Below are 17,921 nucleotides of genomic sequence, written 5' to 3' on the forward strand. Positions count from 1 at the left end.
CAGGCCGGGTTAACCCCGGCCTTGTTACGACTCTCTTCTGTTTCCCGCTTTTCGCTTCCCGCCCCTTTATCAATACTAAAAATGCGCTCGCCCGCTGTTCGGCACGATTCGCGGCGAACGGTTGATTCTCTGCTCTAAAATACGACAGCCAACATCAAGCTGTGATTTCACAGGCGTCAGGGAAGAGTGAAATGAAAAAAACCATGACTGTATTGCTGTTTTTTCCCCTGCTTGCCGGGGCTGAAGACGTTGTTGCCAGCACCACACAAAAGCCGTTACAGCAGGCCTACCCGCCGGAAAGCTTTAGCGGGCGGCATACTTTCACGCTGGGTTACACTGAAAGCCACATCTCACATTTCAAAGCCATGAAAGGGGTCAATGCGAAGTATCGCTATGAAATCCCGGAATTACCTCTGAGCGCGATGGTCTCTTTCAGCGGCATGAGCGGCAGGGGTAGCCAGAGTGTCGGAGGAAGCGATGCCCGAGAAGTGAAGCACCACCGCGTGCGTTACTATAGCCTGATGGTCGGGCCTGCCTGGCGGGCGACGAGCTGGGCCAGCCTTTACTTGCTGGGAGGGGCGGGCTGGGAAAGCAGCAGCAACCAGACTGACTACCATAACCCAGGCGGGGACAGTACCGGGCGCTATAAAATATTTGATGCGCGTTTTGCCTGGGGAGCAGGGGTGCAGTTCAACCTGATTGATAACGTAGCGGTGGATGTTGGCTACCAGGCCGGGCACGTGCAGAAAACGTCCAGTAACGGGTTTAATGTTGGGATAGGTTATCGATTCTGATGGGGATACGAAGAGTAGAAAGGGCAGCGAAGCTGCCCCTGATAATCATTAGAACGCGAACCTGATCCCGGCATAAATGGTGTTGTCGGTGATGTGCGATGACGCATTCAACTGATAGTTAAGACTGTAAGACAATGCGTCGTGCGACAGCTCAATGCCAATGTTACTGGTGAACACGGAATGATCGGTAATACTTGAATCGGTCATTGAGTAGCTGGCTTCCTCGCCCGGAAGCCAGCTACGGCTTTTCGCTTTGACGTCCCCGCTGTTGCCGGTCCACGTCAGGTCCAGTAAAGGCTTAACCTGGTAGCCTTTACTGGCTGTGAACGTCCTGGACAGCGAAACGCCCAGCGGGAATGACCAGATTTTCTGTGAGTCACCCGCTGTTTCAAACATCGTTCCCAGCTCGTTATGCGTCGTAAAGGCCTCGCTTTTCAGTCGCGTATAATGTATTGCTGCATGTGGCGTCACATCGGCCAGTTTGTTATTCCACTGGTAACTGGCCGTGATACCACTGCTCAGCGCCCAGCTGTTCATTCTGGCCCGCAGCGACCCACCCTCAATCTCAGCCGGACTTTGCTGTTTCATTCTGTTACGGCTGCCGGTGTAACTGACATCTGCCATCACATTCAGCGCGCCCCGTTGCCAACTGCTGTAGAGTGAGCTTCCCCAAAAGTTGAAGTCATTACGCGTTGGGCTCACGTTTCCATGGCTGGTACTTTTGCCCCCGCCCGTATTCAGCGCCATACCGGTAGTCATCATGCCGAAGTCGCCGGCATCAAAACGGAAATCACTCCCTAATGCCAGTCCACCGAGATTTGCAGAAGAGCGAGCCTGCCAACGTCCTGAAGAAAACCCATGAGAACGGCTGTTATCAGACAGCAGCGTCGCCCATAGATTAACGCCTGTCGCAGCCTGTGCCCCGGGCATTGATGCAATGCCAGAGAGATGATGCTCAACCGCATGACGAGCCGCTGACAGCGCCATAAAGGTGCTGTGCTGGACACCCACCACAGAGGCGATATGTAATGCTGACTGCACGACTTTACTGGCGAGAACCTCTTCGCGGATATAACGAATATCCATCGACTGCGAAATAAAGCGCTGGCCTGCATCGTCAGAGTGAGTATTAACACCCTGCGTTTTAGCCATATTGGCCATCAGGTCCTGTGTGTCCGGTGGCAAAAGCGGCTGGCTGGTCTGTGCAGCGGTCAGATGATGGGCATTGCCCTCCACGCTGCTGCCCATCTTAAACAGACGGCTACTGCTGGTAATATTCTGCTGCTGCCAGAAACCCTCCGTCGTATTGCCTCCTTCGCTGGCGATGAAGCGTTCCCCCGTTTTGAGATTGTCATCGGTGATGACCAGCATTTTCGCCGTCAGGGCCACGCTCCCGTCCCCGATCAGCAGGGCGGATGAACCTTGGTCCACGTAGGTTTTTGCGGAAACGATCGTCAGTGATGCATCATCGAATCGATTGAGATGTCTGTCGCTACCAATACTCCAGTGCAGATCCGGGCTGGACAAATCGACGGTTTCACCTGCTGCAATAGCCAGCGTTCCGGCAAACGGTTCAGACTGCTGCTGTGTCATCCATCCGGCGCCTTGCTGCCAGAGTTCAGCGTTCAGTTCACGTGTTCCGATAATCGCGGTGCCTTTGCCCATGACATCCATCTGCCCTCGTGAGGCATCAAGGTGCGTACTGGCAAACATTCCACCGTTAACGCGTAGTGCACCGGAGCGCAACCCGGTATTGTCGGCCGTGAAGATGCCGCCAGTTTGCAGGTACTGGTTTTCACTACCGTAGCGGGTGTCTGCCTGGCCGATGGTTAAGCTGTCTGCGGTGTAGTTACCGCTTTCGATGGTGAGCTGCCCATTGCCCGCCAGGCCTGATTCATTCTCCTGTCCGCCATCGTTGCCGCCGAGCACGATATCAGTAGCGATATGGCCACTACTGTTTTTAAACAGAGCAGAACCGGTGCCCCCATTGCCACCCTTGCCACCGAGACCTGGACCAGTGCCGCCAGAAGTGGTGCCGCTAGTTCCTGCCTGGCTGCCGTTCCCCCCCAGCTGGAGGAAGCTGCTATTGGTGATATGACTATCCTCAACATTCAAGGTGCCGCTGCCCCCGTGACCGCCTGCACCTCCCTGGCCACCGATAGCATCGGATGCGCTATTACCACCAGCCCCACCACGTTCTCCATCAGCCCCAAGCGTTATCGAATGAATAGAAAGGTGGCTGGTAGCGATGTTGATGGTTGCGTTTCCGCCATCACCACCAATGGCACCTGTACCACCATCCCCTCCTGCGCCGCCAATACCACCGATACCGGACAATGATGCGCCATTGAGGCCGGTTTCTCCGCCATTACCGCCGCGAGAACCCTGGCCGCCAGCCCCCCCTGCCTGCAGGTTGTTTTTGACTGTTAAATCGGCATTGTTCAGGCTCAGTTCAGCATAGCCACCTTGCGCTCCGTTGCCGCCGTTGCTTCCCGCGGCACCGGCACCCCCGTCTCCGCCGTTGCCACCGCGACCTGCGGTCCCCCCGGTGCCGCCCTGACCACCCAGGCCACCGCTGCTGGCCAGTCCGTCAGAGCCGTTCTCACCTTGAATGCCATCCTGGCCCCGGGAGCCCGCGCTGCCACCGTCTCCACCCCGGCCCCCCGCAGACCCGTTACTGGCAGCGCCTGCCTTTCCACCCGTGCCGCCAAGTAGGATCGTGTCAGCATAAAAATTACCGTTAGTCAGCGTGAGTTCTGCGTTCCCCCCGCTTGCAGCCTGAGCGCCTTGGCCACCGAGTGATCCTGACGCACCTGCGGCACCGAGGCCGCCTGCAGCACCCGCTGCTCCATCGCCACCTCTGCCGCCGTTACCACCATAGCCGTCGATATCGGTGTTGCTCCCTGCGCCGCCCTGTCCGCCATCGCCAGCGTTGCCGCCGCTCCCCCCTTTGCCGCCCATTCCTCCAGCACTTCCCGCGGAGGCCTGACCCGCCACACCGCCATTCCCCCCCAGAGTGACTGAACCCAAGGAGGCATCATCACCCTCGACGATCAGTGTTCCTGATCCCCCCGCCTGACCCGAAGAACCATCACTTCCCTGGGGGCCGCGAGTGCCACTGGTGCCATTCGTTGCCAGTCCGGCTGGTGATCCCGGGTTGCCATTGCCACCGGCAGAGGAGCTACCGTTCTGGCCATCGTAGCCATCACCACCGTTGCCCCCGTTACTTCCATTACCTGCACTGCCGCTCTGGCCTGCATCGGCGCCATCACTGCCGTTACCACCTTTATCTCCTTGCGTAATAGTGTGACGTCCTGTCATCTCGCTGAGGGGCTGGGTTTCGTTCGTGCCAGGTGCAGCGGCAGCCGATGCAAGAGGGACGGCGCTGAATATCGGCAGTGAGAGCAAGGCCAGTGTAGAAATGGAAGAACGCAGACGGTGCTTTTTAAGCGGAAGATCCACGAGCTGTTTAGCTGTTGTATGTTTCATAAATTAATCCGTTAATCAGTGGAGATCCTTGTGGCGCTGCAATTTTTTGAAAAAAAGGCGGCACCAATTCGCCGGAAAATGGAAACCCGGATGATTGCGTATCAGAGGCGTGGTGAACGTTTTTGCACTGTTATTCCTTTAATGCTGGGAGAAAGCACATCCTGTGCTTTTGCGGAAAACATGGGCAATTTGCCACATACTTCGGAGGGGGGAAATTAGCATTTCGTGTTACGTGTAGCGGTAAAACGATTTTTGGATATTTTATGAATTGATGGGTTTTATTCACCCGTTTTCATCGAAAAAGAGCAAGTCTGCGTGGCAAAATAAGCGTGTAACAGCATGGCGACAGGTAGACCTTCTGTTATAGTACCTTCCCTTAATCCGCTTATTGGCCGTGAACACGGTTGATCTTGCCGATACTCGTCAACAGGCTAAACTGCGGTTTATCACGGTTTGGGTAAGTAATTTTTTAAAAAATGATGAAGTCTTAATGAGCTATCAGGTACTGGCCCGCAAGTGGCGTCCGCAAGCGTTTACTGAGGTTGTCGGTCAGCAACATGTTCTGACCGCGCTGGCTAATGGTTTGTCCCTTGGCCGCATCCATCACGCTTATCTTTTTTCTGGCACCCGTGGCGTCGGAAAAACCACCATCGCCCGTCTACTGGCAAAAGGACTGAACTGTGAAACAGGCATTACCGCTACCCCTTGTGGGAAGTGTGATAACTGCCGTGAAATTGAGCAGGGCCGTTTTGTCGACTTGATTGAAATTGACGCAGCTTCCCGAACTAAAGTGGAAGATACGCGCGATCTGCTGGATAACGTGCAGTACGCTCCGGCACGTGGCCGCTTTAAAGTTTACCTGATCGATGAAGTCCACATGCTCTCGCGTCACAGCTTTAACGCGCTGTTGAAAACGCTGGAAGAGCCACCAGAACATGTAAAATTTTTGCTGGCGACCACCGACCCGCAAAAACTGCCGGTAACGATTTTATCGCGCTGTCTGCAATTCCATTTGAAAGCGCTGGATCAGGAGCAGATCCGTGGTCAGCTTGAGCATGTATTGCAAGCTGAGCAGATCAGTGCTGAAACCCGCGCATTGCAATTACTGGCACGCGCTGCTGACGGCAGTATGCGTGATGCGCTGAGCCTGACCGATCAGGCAATTGCGATGGGGCAGGGGCAGGTAACGACCTCCACGGTTAATGACATGCTGGGCACGCTAGACGATGAACAGCCACTGGCGTTGATCGAAGCATTGGTCCATGCCGATGGTGCAGAAGTCATGGCGTTGCTCAACCAGGCCGCTGCGCGGGGTGTGGAGTGGGAAGCGCTGCTGGTAGAAATGCTTACGCTGCTGCATCGTGTGGCAATGATTCAACTACTGCCTTCTGCGCTGGGCGACGATATGGCCGCCATTGAACAGCGGTTGCGTGAACTGGCACGGGTACTTCCGCCCGCAGATGTTCAGCTTTATTACCAGACGCTGCTAGTTGGCCGCAAAGAGTTGCCGCTGGCACCGGACCGCCGTATGGGTGTGGAAATGACGCTGCTGCGCGCACTGGCTTTTCACCCCAAAGCCGTGATCGCTGACCCGGTTGCACGCCCAACCATGGCATTACAGACCCCGGCAGCACCCTCAGCAGAGCCTGTACCCCATACGGCATCGGCGTCCCCGATTCAGGACGCGCCACCACCTCACCAGGGATTATCTGACTCTACCAGCCAGCTCCTACAGGCGCGAACGCAACTGCTGCGCCATCAGGGGGCGAGTAAGCCAAAAAAGACTGAGCCGGCAGCGCAGGGTGCGCGGCCGGCAAGTTCGGCACTGGAGCGTCTTGCTGCGGTTACCGAACGCGGGCAGCAACGTCTGCAACAGGCAGCGGCAGAAGCGGTTCCTGTAAAAGAAGAGGCGTATCGCTGGAAAGCGCAAAACCCAACGGAAGTGAAGGCAGAAGCGGTTGCAACGCCAAAGGCGCTTCGTACGGCACTGGAACATGAGAAGAATCCTGAGCTGATGGTGAAGCTGGTGGCGGAATCGCTAGAACGCGACCCGTGGGCTGGCGAAATTGCGGTGCTGGTCATACCAAAACTGGTTCAACAGCTTGCGTTAAATGCCTGGAAAGAGCAGACCGAGAGTGGTATTTGCCTGCATTTGCGTTCCAGCCAGCGTCACCTGAATTCCCCTTCTGCGCAAAAAGCGCTAAATGATGCCTTGAATGCTGCTGCCGGGCACCCCATTGAATTAACCGTGGTGGAAGATGATAATCCTTCGGTGCTGACACCGTTGGAATGGCGGCAAAAAATTTATGAAGAGAAGCTGGCGCAGGCGCGTCAGTCGATTATCACTGATACTCATATTCAGACGCTGCGTCGGTTTTTCGATGCCGATGTGGATGAAGAAAGTATCCGACCTGTTTAACCCGCCGCATCGCAGTTACGTTGATGCGGCCTGAGCTGAAGAGAGAGAACTTATGTTTGGTAAAGCCGGATTGGGCAACCTGATGAAGCAGGCCCAGCAAATGCAGGATAAAATGGCCCAGGTGCAGGAAGAGATTGCTGCCATGGAAGTGACCGGTGAATCAGGCGCAGGCCTGGTGAAAGTCACCATCAACGGCGCTCACAATTGCCGTCGTGTGGAAGTAGACCCAAGCCTGCTGGAAGATGACAAAGACATGCTGGAAGACCTGGTGGCTGCGGCCTTCAACGATGCGGCGCGCCGCGTTGCTGAAACCCAGAAAGAGAAAATGGCGGCGGTATCAAGCGGTATGCAGTTGCCACCTGGCTTCAAGATGCCATTCTGATGCAAACCAGCCCACTCCTTGAAACATTAATGGAGTCGCTGCGTTGCCTGCCAGGCGTTGGGCCGAAGTCGGCGCAGCGCATGGCGTTCCAGCTGTTACAGCGTGACCGCAGCGGTGGCATGCGTCTGGCACAGGCGCTGACGCGGGCGATGTCGGAAATCGGCCATTGTTCTGATTGCCGTACTTTCACCGAGCAGGAAATCTGCACCATCTGCGCCAACCCACGACGGCAGCAGAATGGATTGATCTGCGTGGTGGAAAGCCCGGCGGATATCCATGCCATTGAACAGACCGGGCAGTTTGCCGGGCGTTACTTTGTGCTGATGGGGCATCTGTCACCGCTGGATGGCATCGGGCCGAATGATATTGGCCTCGACCGCCTGGAACAGCGTCTGGAAAAAGAGACGATTGTTGAAGTTATCCTCGCCACCAACCCAACGGTGGAAGGGGAGGCGACCGCTAACTACATTGCCAGCCTGTGTGAACAGTATGGCGTGGAAGCCAGCCGTATTGCTCACGGTGTTCCCGTGGGCGGAGAGCTGGAAATGGTTGACGGTACGACGCTTTCGCACTCACTGGCCGGGCGTCAAAAGTTTAAATTCTGAGCAATCAACGGCACGAGTCCTTCGTGCCGTCTTGAAATCCTTTATGTCACCCCCATTTAATACCTCAACGTTCATCATCTGTTTTTTAGTTGAGGGTAGCAATGACCATGAAAGGACAAGAGACACGTGGCTTCCAGTCAGAGGTAAAACAGCTTCTGCACCTGATGATCCATTCACTCTATTCAAACAAAGAAATCTTCCTGCGTGAGTTAATCTCTAACGCTTCAGATGCTGCTGATAAGCTGCGCTTCCGCGCGTTATCCACCCCGGATCTCTATGAAGGTGATGGCGAACTGCGTGTACGCGTCTCTGTCGACAAGGAAAATCGTACGCTGACGCTGAGTGATAACGGCATCGGTATGCGTCGTGATGAAGTCATTGAAAATCTCGGTACCATTGCGAAATCTGGCACCAAATCTTTCCTTGAATCGCTGGGTTCTGACCAGGCGAAAGACAGCCAGTTGATCGGTCAGTTCGGTGTTGGCTTCTATTCTGCGTTTATTGTCGCCGATAAAGTCTCCGTACGGACTCGCGCCGCAGGCGCTGCCGCGTCAGAAGGTGTGTTCTGGGAGTCAGCCGGTGAAGGTGAATACACCATCGCCGACATTGAAAAAGCCGATCGCGGCACCGAAATCACTCTGCATCTGCGCGAAGGCGAAGATGAGTTCCTCGATGCCTGGCGCGTGCGCAGCATCATCAGCAAATACTCAGACCACATTGCACTGCCGGTTGAGATCGAAACCCACAATGAAGAAGACAACACCACCACGTGGGAAAAAATCAACAAGGCGCAGGCGCTGTGGACGCGCAACAAGTCTGAGATCAGTGCTGACGAATACAAAGAGTTCTACAAACATGTCGCCCATGACTTCACCGATCCGCTGACGTGGAGCCACAACCGGGTAGAAGGCAAGCAGGAGTACACCAGCCTGCTCTATATCCCTGCCCAGGCGCCGTGGGATATGTGGAACCGTGACCACAAACATGGGCTGAAACTGTACGTGCAGCGCGTGTTCATCATGGACGATGCCGAACAGTTTATGCCGAACTATCTGCGCTTCGTCAAAGGGCTGATTGACTCTAACGATCTGCCGCTGAACGTCTCGCGTGAAATCCTGCAGGACAGCCGCATAACTCAGAGCCTGCGCGGTGCGCTGACCAAGCGTTCACTGCAAATGCTGGAAAAAGTGGCGAAAGATGACGAGGAAAAATACCAGTCATTCTGGCAGCAGTTTGGTCTGGTCCTGAAAGAAGGCCCGGCAGAAGACAGCAGCAATGCTGAAACCATCGCGAAACTGCTGCGTTTTGCCAGCACCAGCAGCGAAGGCCCGGCGCAAACCGTGTCGCTGGAAGACTATGTCAGCCGCATGGTGGAAGGGCAGGAGAAGATTTACTACATCACTGCCGACAGCTATGCCGCCGCGAAAAGCAGCCCGCACCTGGAGCTGTTCCGTAAGAAAGGTATCGAGGTTCTGTTACTCTCCGATCGTATCGACGAATGGATGATGAGCTACCTGACTGAGTTTGACGGGAAAGCCTTCCAGTCAGTGAGCAAAGCGGATGACGCGTTAAGCAAACTGGCTGATGAAGAAACCGAAGAGCAGAAAGAGGCGGAAAAAGCGCTGGAGCCGTTCGTAGAACGTGTGAAAACGCTGCTGGGTGAGCGCGTCAAGGAGGTGCGTCTGACACACCGTCTGACCGATACTCCGGCCATCGTCACCACTGAAGCTAACGAAATGACCACTCAGATGGCAAAACTGTTTGCTGCTGCGGGTCAGGACGTGCCTGAGGTGAAATATCTGTTTGAGCTGAATCCAGACCATGCGCTGGTGAAACGTGCTGCCGATACTCAGGACGAAGCTCGCTTTGCCGAGTGGATTGAGCTGCTGCTGGAGCAGGCACTGCTGGCAGAGAAGGGATCGCTGGAGGATCCTAACCAGTTTATCCGCCGTATGAATCAGCTGCTGCTGGGATAACGAGCCACGGGCGACGCATGCCTCGCCCCTGCGTTATGCCGTGATGCTTACCGGATGAGGCGTGCCTCACCCCTACACTATGCCGTGATATTGTCTCGGGCGAGGCGTGCGTTAAGCCGCAATAATCTGTAGGGGTCGGGTATGCCCGACCCTGTTCTATTCCCGTAAACAGCAACGCAATGGGTTATTCAACATATACTCCCGCACGTTAGACAACTCATCCTTGTCGCGAATCACCCGATCCCAATATCCTCGCTGCCATACCGTTAACCCCACATGTATTCGACGTACTCTATTCGTCACTGCCGATTTATAGCTGCCCACGAGTGTCGCGACCGAAAACTGATACCTCTCCGGTATCACTAAGATACAGTGCAGATGGTCGGGCATAATGATACTGCTGTCGATCTGGCAACCGGGAAAATGGTGAGGTAATGCGTAAAGATAGTCTCGGGCGATGATACCGTATGGATTGAGATAGCTGCGGTAATCTAAGCAGTGGCCGAACAGTGGCCTTCTTTGCTGACAGCACAGTGTCAGATAGTAGTATCCGGCCTGGCGATAATCGTAGTGTTTAAGGCGCAGAGATTTCCTTTGTTGCATGACATCCTCCTTTTTTGGGAGCATATCAGTACCGGATATATTGCGTATTTTCGGAGTAAATATCGTCAGCACGGCTCGCAAAAAAACGGGCGAGGCATGCCTCATCCCTACGATATACCGCGATGCTGTATCGGGCGAGGCATGCCTCACCCCTACGATATACCGCGATGCTGTATCGGGCGAGGCATGCCTCACCCCTACAATATACCGCGATGCTGTATCGGGCGAGGCGTGCCTCACCCCTACGCTATGCTGCGATGTTGTCTCGGGCGAGGCGTGCGTTAAGCCGCAATAATCTGTAGGGGTCGGGCATGCCCGACCCGGCCGGATGTTGTTGATGATTTTTGTAGGGGTCAGGCATGCCTGACCCGTTTTATCCCGCGATCGACGCCTCTTCTAACAACCACCGCCGAAACAACTCAATCTCAGCTTCTTCTTTACGGGCGGTTTTGACCATCATCCATGTCGCGCGATCCACCTCTGCAAACCCCAGCGGAGCAATCAAAGACCCGTCACGTATCTCTTTTTTGACCAGAATCTGCGGGGTCATAATAATTCCCATTCCGTTACGTGCCGCCTGAATCGCCAGCGTCAGATTATCGAAATGACGTCCCGCCCAAAAATCGCCTCTTGCCCCGGTTTTCTTTGCCCACTCCGCCCAGGCATGCAGTTTGGTATCGGCATGTAGCAGTGGCAGAGTGGAAAAATCTGTCTCGTAGGTAAAGCGATGACTGAACTTCGGGGCGCATACCGGACCAATATAGTCGACGGTAATCAGCGTGGCGGTAATATCCTCCTGCAACGGCTGCTCGTGGCTGACAATCAGCACATCGGTATGCTCGCTGCGCACCCGCTCAATATCAACATGGGTCTGAAAGGTGAGGGCAATATCGCTGTGCCGTTCTGAGAAACGACTGATACGCGGGATCAGCCACTGTGCCAGAAAGCTGGGGGCACAGGAGATGGTCAGGCTGTGCAAATTGCGTGCGCGAATTTTCTCACAGGTCAATTCGATCTCGCGAAAGGTCTGTATGCAACACACTTTTAGCCGTTCGCCATCCGGGGTCAACTGCACCCGTCCGTTCACCCGTAAAAATAACGGTTTGCCTAGCCACTCTTCTAACTGTTTGATTTGGTGGCTAACAGCGCTGTGCGTCACGTTTAGCGATTGCGCCGCCAGGCTGAAGCTTTGATGCTGTGCTGCCTGATGAAAGTAGCGCAGGGCACGCAGTGAAGGAAGGCCAGACATAATCATACCTTGTTAGAAAAACTAACAAGGAGTGTCTGTTTATATCATTTTCAAGTCCAGCATAATTTCCCTACTCTGGCTTCCAGGTCGGGGTGCTGTCCTGTCAGCCACCAGCAAACGCCCCCTTCTGGTTTCTCTCGTTACACAGCCGTATTTTCCCCTTGTCAGCCCACGATTACATTCATCATCAATGCGAAGGAAAGGAAAATGACAAATCAGCATTCTGTAAAAACACAGCTCGTCATGTTTACCGGCGGTCGTGATAGCACCCTGGCAGCGTGTTATCTGATGTTACAGGGTATCCCTGTACACCTCTGGTCAGGAAACAGCGGATGTTCACTGCATCGTGGCATTTTGTCGCACCGTGTTGATGAATTGAAAAGCCGGTTTGGCGACTTAGTCGTCGCCCATACCATTGCCGATATCAGCGGTGCTTTCCGTTCAATTGCGATTGAACACCTGGAAAGTGACATTCTGAAATATCGTAAAAACCTGGTGCTGCTGGGAGAGAAACTGGCAATCCATGCCCATCTGGTCGATTTCTGCCACCGCAACGACATTAACACCATTAATGATGGCATCACCCATTATCAGATGGAATTCCCGGAGCAGCGTCAGGTAGCGAAAACCTTCCTGATGGAGATGATGGCACAGTACGACATCAACTATCAGTCGCCGATTTATGAGTTTGCTCAGTCAGCGGATGACGTGAAATACCGCCTGCTGCAGCTGGGGATTTCGACCAAATCGCTGGAAGGAATCAGCATTTTCGCCGACAGCTTCTCGACGCCGAATGATGAGGTGATCCTCGCATATCTGCATGACAAAGCGCCACTGGCACACAACATCGTCCGTTTCCTGTCAGGTGAAACCCTGATGACGCCTGTGCTGAAAACCAGCGCTGCTGCCTGAATCTGAACGTCAGAGGTGGCGTAGCCTGCGGGTTACGTCACCCGGAGTCTGAGATGAAAATAATCGTTAAATGCGCGGCCATTATTATTTATCAGCGTTCGCTGTTATTGACCCGTAAACGCGGCACCGAGATTTTTATCTCCCCCGGCGGTAAGCCACATGCGGGAGAAGACCATCTGAGTTGCCTGAAGCGTGAGCTTCAGGAAGAGCTGGGTGTGCAGATTAAAGGCTTCCGGCCTTTTGGCCTGTTTCATGGTCAGGCCGAATTTGAAGCCATGGCGATAGAGAACCATGTCTACCACGTTGAAATCGACGGGCAGCCGCGCGCAGGCAGCGAAATCGAAGAGATTGCCTGGGTGAATTATCGCAGGCCTCCCTGTGAGATCGCGGTCGGATCGATCTTCCGTGACAACGTTATGCCACTGCTTTTCCAGCAAGAGTTGATAAATTAATGGACGCATCCTCACTTTCCCCTCAGTTACAGCAGATCCATGGCGATCGGTTTTATAAGCGAGTTTCTATGCTGAAAGATGAACTCCGGGAAGAGTTAACCCGCATATATCAGCTGCAAGAGTACGATCTGTTTTTTGTTCAGTCGGTTCGCGTTGGACTGGTGATCTTATCGCATCTGTTTCATAAGCAGGAAACCACGCTGTGCCTGGCCAAACATGCGCACTATCAGCCCATCACTGAGCTGTTCAGCCCTCCGGCCTCACATTTTACCGAGCCTGGCAGCGTGCGTATCATTACTCACGTCAATCCATATACCGGTGAACTCAACAGTCTGAAAAACAGTAAAGGTAAAGGCGTAGTGGATGCCTCGCACAGTTTTGCCACCAACCGCCACGGTGAGCTGATTGCGGACAGTTCCATTTTTGTCGCCCCTCTCCACAAACATGCCTCGTTAACTATCGGTCTGGCGATTATTGCCCTGCGTCCCGAGGACTTTAGTACCCTGATGCGCAGTGAGTTGCGTTTGTTTGAAGAGTCCACCTCGTCGGCAAAACCACTGGAAGAAGCACTGCAAAACATCCGTAGCACCCAATGGCAGCCGTATAACGTGGCGCAGGTTGGGCCTGTGCAGCTGAACGATGTCGCAGGTATGGATTTCACCTCAATCAGTGCACCGGATTTGCCCTTTAGCTGTTTCCCGGTACCTGCGCTCAGCGAGAGTCTGCAACAGCAGGTGAAAGCAGCAGGGGCCAGCTATTTCCCTCATGCCAAAACCCTGCGTTTGTCGTGCTGGGTAAGGGGTGACGGCAGTGAGCCTGTCGATATGACGGAACAGGTAGAAAACAAACTGAGCACCCTGTGGGAGGCAAAATGAAAAGTACCTTTGCCGTGAATGGCAATATGATTGGCATCATGGGCGGTGTGATTCTCAGTACGGATTCGGTGTTTATCCGCATGATGGGCATTGAAAATTCCTGGCTGATTGTGGCCCTGCGCGGCCTTTGCATGTGGGGTGTCTGCCTGCTGATGTGGGCCTTTTGGCGCCAGAGCCGCTCCACTCTTGGCACGCCGTGGCTGACCAAAGACAATGTGCTGTCGGCGCTGTTTTTTTGCATAGCTTCCGCCTGCTTCGTTAATGCACTGAACCGGGGCAATGTGGCCACGGTACTGGTGATTATCTCTTCAACGCCGTTTATTTCGGCCCTGATTACCCGGCTGTTCTTCAAAGTGGCTATCGATCGCAGCGTGATGCTAGCATCACTGGCGGGCATTGTTGGCGTGGTGATTGTGATGTCAGGCCGTGGTCTGGGCCATAATGGCATCGCCAATGTTTATGCGCTGGGCACGGCAGTCTCTATGGCACTGGCATTTATCTTTACCTCACGCGTTAGTGGTGGCTCGGCGGGTTTACCGTCATTGGGGGCGGTGCTGGCATCGGTGTTGATTGTGCTGTGGCCGGACTCAAACATGGTCGATAGTCTGAAAGTGTTGTCGGCTGCGCAATATGGGTGGGTGATCGCGGAAGGGGCGTTAATTATGCCGCTGGCGATGGGGTTAATCACGTTATCCACGCGTTTTGTCTCTCCGGCCAATGCCGGGCTGTTTTTACTGCTTGAAACTGCGCTGGCGCCATTGTGGATGTTTCTATTTATGGACGAAATCCCAACAATTCAGGCAGTTATTGGTGGTGCAATTATTATCGTTGCGGTGATTTCTCAAACGCTGTATGCCCGCCGACAGGTATCGCTACAACGTTACGCGGATGCAGGATAACCGCGCCCTTCCTTGTGGATAGCGGGCCAAAATGGTATGTTCTTGCCCTCAGATAAAGTGATCAATTAAGCGATTCGCAAGGGGATTTACGCAATGCGTATTATTCTGCTCGGAGCTCCGGGTGCAGGTAAAGGGACTCAGGCTCAGTTCATTATGGAGAAATACGGTATTCCGCAGATCTCTACGGGTGACATGCTACGCGCCGCTGTTAAAGCGGGCTCGGAGTTGGGTCAGAAAGCCAAACAGATTATGGACGACGGTAAACTGGTGACTGACGAACTGGTTATCGCGCTGGTCAAAGAGCGTATTGCTCAGGAAGACTGCCGTAATGGTTTCCTGCTGGATGGCTTCCCACGCACCATTCCTCAGGCTGATGCCATGAAGGAAGCGGGCATTAAAGTTGACAACGTGCTGGAATTCGCCGTCCCTGACGAACTGATCGTTGATCGCATCGTCGGTCGCCGTGTCCATGCGCCGTCTGGTCGTGTCTACCACGTCACCTACAATCCGCCAAAAGTGGAAGGTAAAGACGATGTGACCGGTGAAGAACTGACCATCCGTAAAGATGACCAGGAAGCGACCGTACGTAAACGTCTGGTGGAATACCATGAGATGACGGCTCCGCTGATTGCTTACTACAGCAAAGAAGCGGCCGAAGGTAACACGGCTTACCACAAGATCGACGGCACCCGTAAAGTGGCTGAAGTTAGCGCAGAGCTGGCCAAAATCCTCGGTTAGTGCTTTTTGAGCCAGGGATAACCTGGCTCAATGACAGCAATTGGTTTATCCCCCGCTTTTTTCCGCTAGAATAAGTCTCGTTTTCATCTCCGACGATGCCGTAAAAAGGAATAACAATGAGGCAAGATAAGCCTGGCGTATTACTGGTTAACTTAGGCACACCTGATGCCCCAACGACACCTGCCGTAAAACGTTATCTTAAACAGTTCCTTAGCGATAGACGAGTGGTCGATACCCCGCGCTGGTTGTGGTGGCCGATCCTGAATATTGGCATTCTGCCGCTGCGCTCTCCGCGAGTAGCAAAACTGTATGCTTCCGTCTGGATGGACGAAGGTTCTCCGCTGATGGTTTACAGTCAGCGTCAGAAAGCAGCACTGGCCGCGCGGTTGGATATGCCGGTGGAGCTGGGGATGAGCTATGGCAATCCGAGCCTGAAAAGTGCTATCGATAGCCTGATGCAGCAAGGGGTGAATCGCCTTATTGTCCTTCCGCTCTATCCGCAGTTCTCCTGCTCGACCGTCGCGGCGGTATGGGATGGTATTACCGACGTGTTCGCCGGTTACCGCAGCCTGCCAACCGTGCAGTTTATCCGTGATTATGCGGAACATCCGGCCTATATTGCTGCCTTGAAAGCCTCGGTAGAACGCTCTTTTGCCCAGCACGGCAAGCCTGACCTGCTGGTCACCTCGTTCCACGGTATCCCGCAACGCTTCGCCGATGAAGGTGATGATTATCCCGAGCGTTGCTATGACACCTTTAACGCGCTTACGGCCTCACTGGGGCTGGGCAGCAGCGAAGCGATGCTGACGTTCCAGTCACGTTTTGGACGTGAGCCGTGGCTGATGCCTTATACCGATGAAACCATGAAATCCCTGCCCGCCAAAGGCGTGAAGCATGTGCAGATTATGAGCCCGGGCTTTTCATCTGACTGCCTGGAGACGCTGGAGGAGATTAACGGTGAGAACCGTGAGATCTTCCTCCATGCGGGGGGGACGCGTTTTGAATACATTCCGGCGCTGAATGATGATGAAGCTCATATCACCATGATGCTGGAGCTGGTCAACCAGTACCGCTAAAACAGGGGAGGCCATGTTCTCCTCTGTGATCGTCACAGAGCGCAATTGTGCTATGATTGCGCTCTGAGCCCCTTCTGTAGCCTGCAATGATGAAATTCCCCGGTAAACGTAAATCCAAACATTATTTCCCCGTCAGTGCGCGTGATCCCTTACTACAGCCGGTTCAACCGGAAAACGATGCGGCCAACAGCTGGATTGTCGGTATTGATCAGATTCTCGTCGATATTGAAGCCAAAGTGGATGATGGCTTTGTGGCGCGTTATGGCCTGAGCCTTGGGCATTCGCTGGTGATTGAGGATGATGTGGCCGAGGCGCTGTATGCCGAGCTGGTTGATAATAACCTGATCACCCATCAGTTTGCCGGTGGCACAATTGGCAATACGCTGCACAACTATTCGGTACTGGCGGATGACCGCTCGGTGCTTCTGGGCGTGATGTGTAATAACGTGCAGATTGGCGGTTACGCTTACCGTTATCTGTGTAATACCTCCAGCCGAACCGATTTGAACTATTTGCAGGGTGTGGACGGGGCGATCGGCCGTTGTTTCACGCTGATCGGTGATAACGGTGAGCGTACCTTCGCCATCAGCCCGGGGATGATGAACCAGCTGCGCCCACAAAGCATTCCCGAAGAGGTGATTGCCGGAGCATCTGCGTTGGTGCTGACCTCTTATCTGGTGCGCTGCAAGCCGGGCGAGCCGATGCCGGAAGCGACCATGCAGGCCATCCACTGGGCGAAGAAACATAACGTCCCGGTGGTGCTGACGTTGGGAACCAAGTATGTGATTGCCGATAATCCGCAGTTCTGGCGTGATTTCCTGCGTGATCATGTCTCTGTGGTGGCCATGAATGAAGATGAAGCTTTCGAGCTGACCGGTGAACGCGATCCGTTGCAGGCGGCGAATAGTGCCCTCGACTGGGTGGATCTGGTGCTGTGTACTGCCGGACCAAACGGCCTGTATATGGCGGCCTTTACTGAGGAATCTGGTAAGCGTACCACGCAGCATCCGCTGTTGCCGGGGGCGATCCCGGAGTTTAACCAGTATGAGTTCAGCCGCGCCATGCGCCATCAGGACTGCACCCAGCCGCTGCGTATTTTTTCCCATATCGCACCTTATATGGGCGGGCCGGAAAAGATCATGAATACCAATGGTGCCGGGGATGGCGCACTGGCGGCGCTGCTGCACGATATTACCGCCAACAACTTCCACCGTTCGAATGTGCCGAACTCCAGCAAGCATGGACGGAGTTACCTCACCTACTCCTCGCTGGCACAGGTATGTAAATACGCTAACCGGGTAAGCTATCAGGTGCTGAACCAGCATGCACCGCGCTTAACCCGTGGGTTGCCGGAGCGGGAAGACAGTCTGGAAGAGTCATACTGGGAACGATAGGGCAGGGAAAAACCAAACGGCTGAAAACGCATTTCGTCGGGTGCCAATCATCGGCAGG

16 protein-coding genes and 1 other annotated feature are annotated in these 17,921 nt (G+C 54.2%); of the genes, 13 read left to right on the plus strand and 3 right to left on the minus strand.

Features of this window, described 5'->3' with window-relative positions; all coding sequences use genetic code 11:
* Window positions 1–191 precede the first annotated feature (191 nt).
* Window positions 192–794 (plus strand): Ail/Lom family outer membrane beta-barrel protein, encoded by a 603-nt coding sequence (locus FVB43_RS12320; protein WP_159337509.1) that lies wholly within the window; start codon window positions 192–194, stop codon window positions 792–794.
* Window positions 795–842: 48 nt separating this feature from the next.
* Here FVB43_RS12320 and FVB43_RS24755 read toward each other — a convergent pair whose 3' ends face one another.
* The gene (locus tag FVB43_RS24755; protein ID WP_167864070.1) at window positions 843–4,283 is read right to left on the minus strand and encodes an autotransporter outer membrane beta-barrel domain-containing protein; all 3,441 of its coding nucleotides are present in this window, start codon (window positions 4,281–4,283) and stop codon (window positions 843–845) included.
* A 30-nt stretch (window positions 4,284–4,313) separates the two neighbouring features.
* Between FVB43_RS24755 and FVB43_RS12330 the strand changes: the two genes are divergently transcribed.
* From FVB43_RS12330 to htpG, 5 genes are all read left to right on the plus strand, one after another.
* The gene (locus FVB43_RS12330) at window positions 4,314–4,502 is read left to right on the plus strand and encodes a hypothetical protein (RefSeq protein ID WP_167864071.1); all 189 of its coding nucleotides are present in this window, start codon (window positions 4,314–4,316) and stop codon (window positions 4,500–4,502) included.
* 271 nt (window positions 4,503–4,773) lie between these two features.
* Entirely contained in the window at window positions 4,774–6,702 is a 1,929-nt protein-coding gene (dnaX, locus tag FVB43_RS12335; protein ID WP_133845743.1) for a DNA polymerase III subunit gamma/tau, read from the plus strand.
* Window positions 6,041–6,102 (plus strand) — a sequence feature (DnaX frameshifting element). It overlaps the preceding gene by 62 nt.
* A 52-nt stretch (window positions 6,703–6,754) precedes the next feature.
* Window positions 6,755–7,084, plus strand: a complete 330-nt coding sequence (locus FVB43_RS12340) for a YbaB/EbfC family nucleoid-associated protein (protein WP_017799391.1) — start codon at window positions 6,755–6,757, stop codon at window positions 7,082–7,084.
* A complete protein-coding gene (recR, locus tag FVB43_RS12345; RefSeq protein ID WP_133845742.1) occupies window positions 7,084–7,689 on the plus strand; it encodes a recombination mediator RecR in 606 nt (201 codons plus the stop codon). The genes FVB43_RS12340 and recR overlap by 1 nt, the downstream gene beginning before the upstream one ends.
* Window positions 7,690–7,790: 101 nt before the next feature.
* Window positions 7,791–9,665 carry a molecular chaperone HtpG gene (gene htpG / locus FVB43_RS12350; RefSeq protein WP_133845741.1) on the plus strand — a complete coding sequence of 625 codons (1,875 nt, stop codon included), beginning with the start codon at window positions 7,791–7,793 and terminating at the stop codon, window positions 9,663–9,665.
* A 156-nt stretch (window positions 9,666–9,821) separates the two neighbouring features.
* Here htpG and FVB43_RS24895 read toward each other — a convergent pair whose 3' ends face one another.
* Window positions 9,822–10,373, minus strand: a complete 552-nt coding sequence (locus FVB43_RS24895) for a transposase (protein WP_422718024.1) — start codon at window positions 10,371–10,373, stop codon at window positions 9,822–9,824.
* Window positions 10,374–10,641: 268 nt separating this feature from the next.
* Window positions 10,642–11,517 (minus strand): LysR substrate-binding domain-containing protein, encoded by an 876-nt coding sequence (locus tag FVB43_RS12360; RefSeq protein WP_133845739.1) that lies wholly within the window; start codon window positions 11,515–11,517, stop codon window positions 10,642–10,644.
* 207 nt (window positions 11,518–11,724) lie between these two features.
* Between FVB43_RS12360 and FVB43_RS12365 the strand changes: the two genes are divergently transcribed.
* From FVB43_RS12365 to FVB43_RS12395, 7 genes are all read left to right on the plus strand, one after another.
* Window positions 11,725–12,429, plus strand: coding sequence for a hypothetical protein (locus FVB43_RS12365; RefSeq protein ID WP_159337506.1), 705 nt, complete (start codon window positions 11,725–11,727; stop codon window positions 12,427–12,429).
* Between the two features lie 53 nt (window positions 12,430–12,482).
* Entirely contained in the window at window positions 12,483–12,881 is a 399-nt protein-coding gene (locus FVB43_RS12370; protein ID WP_133845737.1) for an NUDIX hydrolase, read from the plus strand.
* Window positions 12,881–13,756, plus strand: a complete 876-nt coding sequence (locus tag FVB43_RS12375) for a DUF6024 family protein (protein WP_133845736.1) — start codon at window positions 12,881–12,883, stop codon at window positions 13,754–13,756. The genes FVB43_RS12370 and FVB43_RS12375 overlap by 1 nt, the downstream gene beginning before the upstream one ends.
* Entirely contained in the window at window positions 13,753–14,655 is a 903-nt protein-coding gene (locus FVB43_RS12380) for a DMT family transporter (RefSeq protein ID WP_133845735.1), read from the plus strand. The genes FVB43_RS12375 and FVB43_RS12380 overlap by 4 nt, the downstream gene beginning before the upstream one ends.
* A 93-nt stretch (window positions 14,656–14,748) precedes the next feature.
* Complete coding sequence (adk, locus tag FVB43_RS12385; protein ID WP_133845734.1) at window positions 14,749–15,393, plus strand: adenylate kinase; 645 nt, start codon at window positions 14,749–14,751, stop codon at window positions 15,391–15,393.
* A gap of 116 nt (window positions 15,394–15,509) precedes the next feature.
* A complete protein-coding gene (hemH, locus tag FVB43_RS12390; protein WP_133845733.1) occupies window positions 15,510–16,469 on the plus strand; it encodes a ferrochelatase in 960 nt (319 codons plus the stop codon).
* 89 nt (window positions 16,470–16,558) lie between these two features.
* Window positions 16,559–17,863: an inosine/guanosine kinase gene (locus FVB43_RS12395; protein WP_133845784.1), complete on the plus strand. Its 1,305-nt coding sequence runs from the start codon at window positions 16,559–16,561 to the stop codon at window positions 17,861–17,863.
* Window positions 17,864–17,921 lie beyond the last annotated feature (58 nt).

Origin of the sequence: Erwinia rhapontici, from assembly GCF_012271765.1 — a bacterium.
Taxonomy (GTDB): domain Bacteria; phylum Pseudomonadota; class Gammaproteobacteria; order Enterobacterales; family Enterobacteriaceae; genus Erwinia; species Erwinia rhapontici.

Excerpts from the sequence above, each read along its gene's own strand:
- FVB43_RS12320 (WP_159337509.1), top strand. The coding sequence starts at position 192 with ATGAAAAAAACCATGACTGTATTGCTGTTTTTTCCCCTGCTTGCCGGG.
- FVB43_RS24755 (WP_167864070.1), bottom strand. The coding sequence starts at position 4,283 with ATGAAACATACAACAGCTAAACAGCTCGTGGATCTTCCGCTTAAAAAG.
- dnaX (WP_133845743.1), top strand. The coding sequence starts at position 4,774 with ATGAGCTATCAGGTACTGGCCCGCAAGTGGCGTCCGCAAGCGTTTACT.
- FVB43_RS12340 (WP_017799391.1), top strand. The coding sequence starts at position 6,755 with ATGTTTGGTAAAGCCGGATTGGGCAACCTGATGAAGCAGGCCCAGCAA.
- recR (WP_133845742.1), top strand. The coding sequence starts at position 7,084 with ATGCAAACCAGCCCACTCCTTGAAACATTAATGGAGTCGCTGCGTTGC.
- htpG (WP_133845741.1), top strand. The coding sequence starts at position 7,791 with ATGACCATGAAAGGACAAGAGACACGTGGCTTCCAGTCAGAGGTAAAA.
- FVB43_RS24895 (WP_422718024.1), bottom strand. The coding sequence starts at position 10,373 with ATGAGGCATGCCTCGCCCGTTTTTTTGCGAGCCGTGCTGACGATATTT.
- FVB43_RS12360 (WP_133845739.1), bottom strand. The coding sequence starts at position 11,517 with ATGTCTGGCCTTCCTTCACTGCGTGCCCTGCGCTACTTTCATCAGGCA.
- FVB43_RS12365 (WP_159337506.1), top strand. The coding sequence starts at position 11,725 with ATGACAAATCAGCATTCTGTAAAAACACAGCTCGTCATGTTTACCGGC.
- FVB43_RS12370 (WP_133845737.1), top strand. The coding sequence starts at position 12,483 with ATGAAAATAATCGTTAAATGCGCGGCCATTATTATTTATCAGCGTTCG.
- FVB43_RS12375 (WP_133845736.1), top strand. The coding sequence starts at position 12,881 with ATGGACGCATCCTCACTTTCCCCTCAGTTACAGCAGATCCATGGCGAT.
- FVB43_RS12380 (WP_133845735.1), top strand. The coding sequence starts at position 13,753 with ATGAAAAGTACCTTTGCCGTGAATGGCAATATGATTGGCATCATGGGC.
- adk (WP_133845734.1), top strand. The coding sequence starts at position 14,749 with ATGCGTATTATTCTGCTCGGAGCTCCGGGTGCAGGTAAAGGGACTCAG.
- hemH (WP_133845733.1), top strand. The coding sequence starts at position 15,510 with ATGAGGCAAGATAAGCCTGGCGTATTACTGGTTAACTTAGGCACACCT.
- FVB43_RS12395 (WP_133845784.1), top strand. The coding sequence starts at position 16,559 with ATGAAATTCCCCGGTAAACGTAAATCCAAACATTATTTCCCCGTCAGT.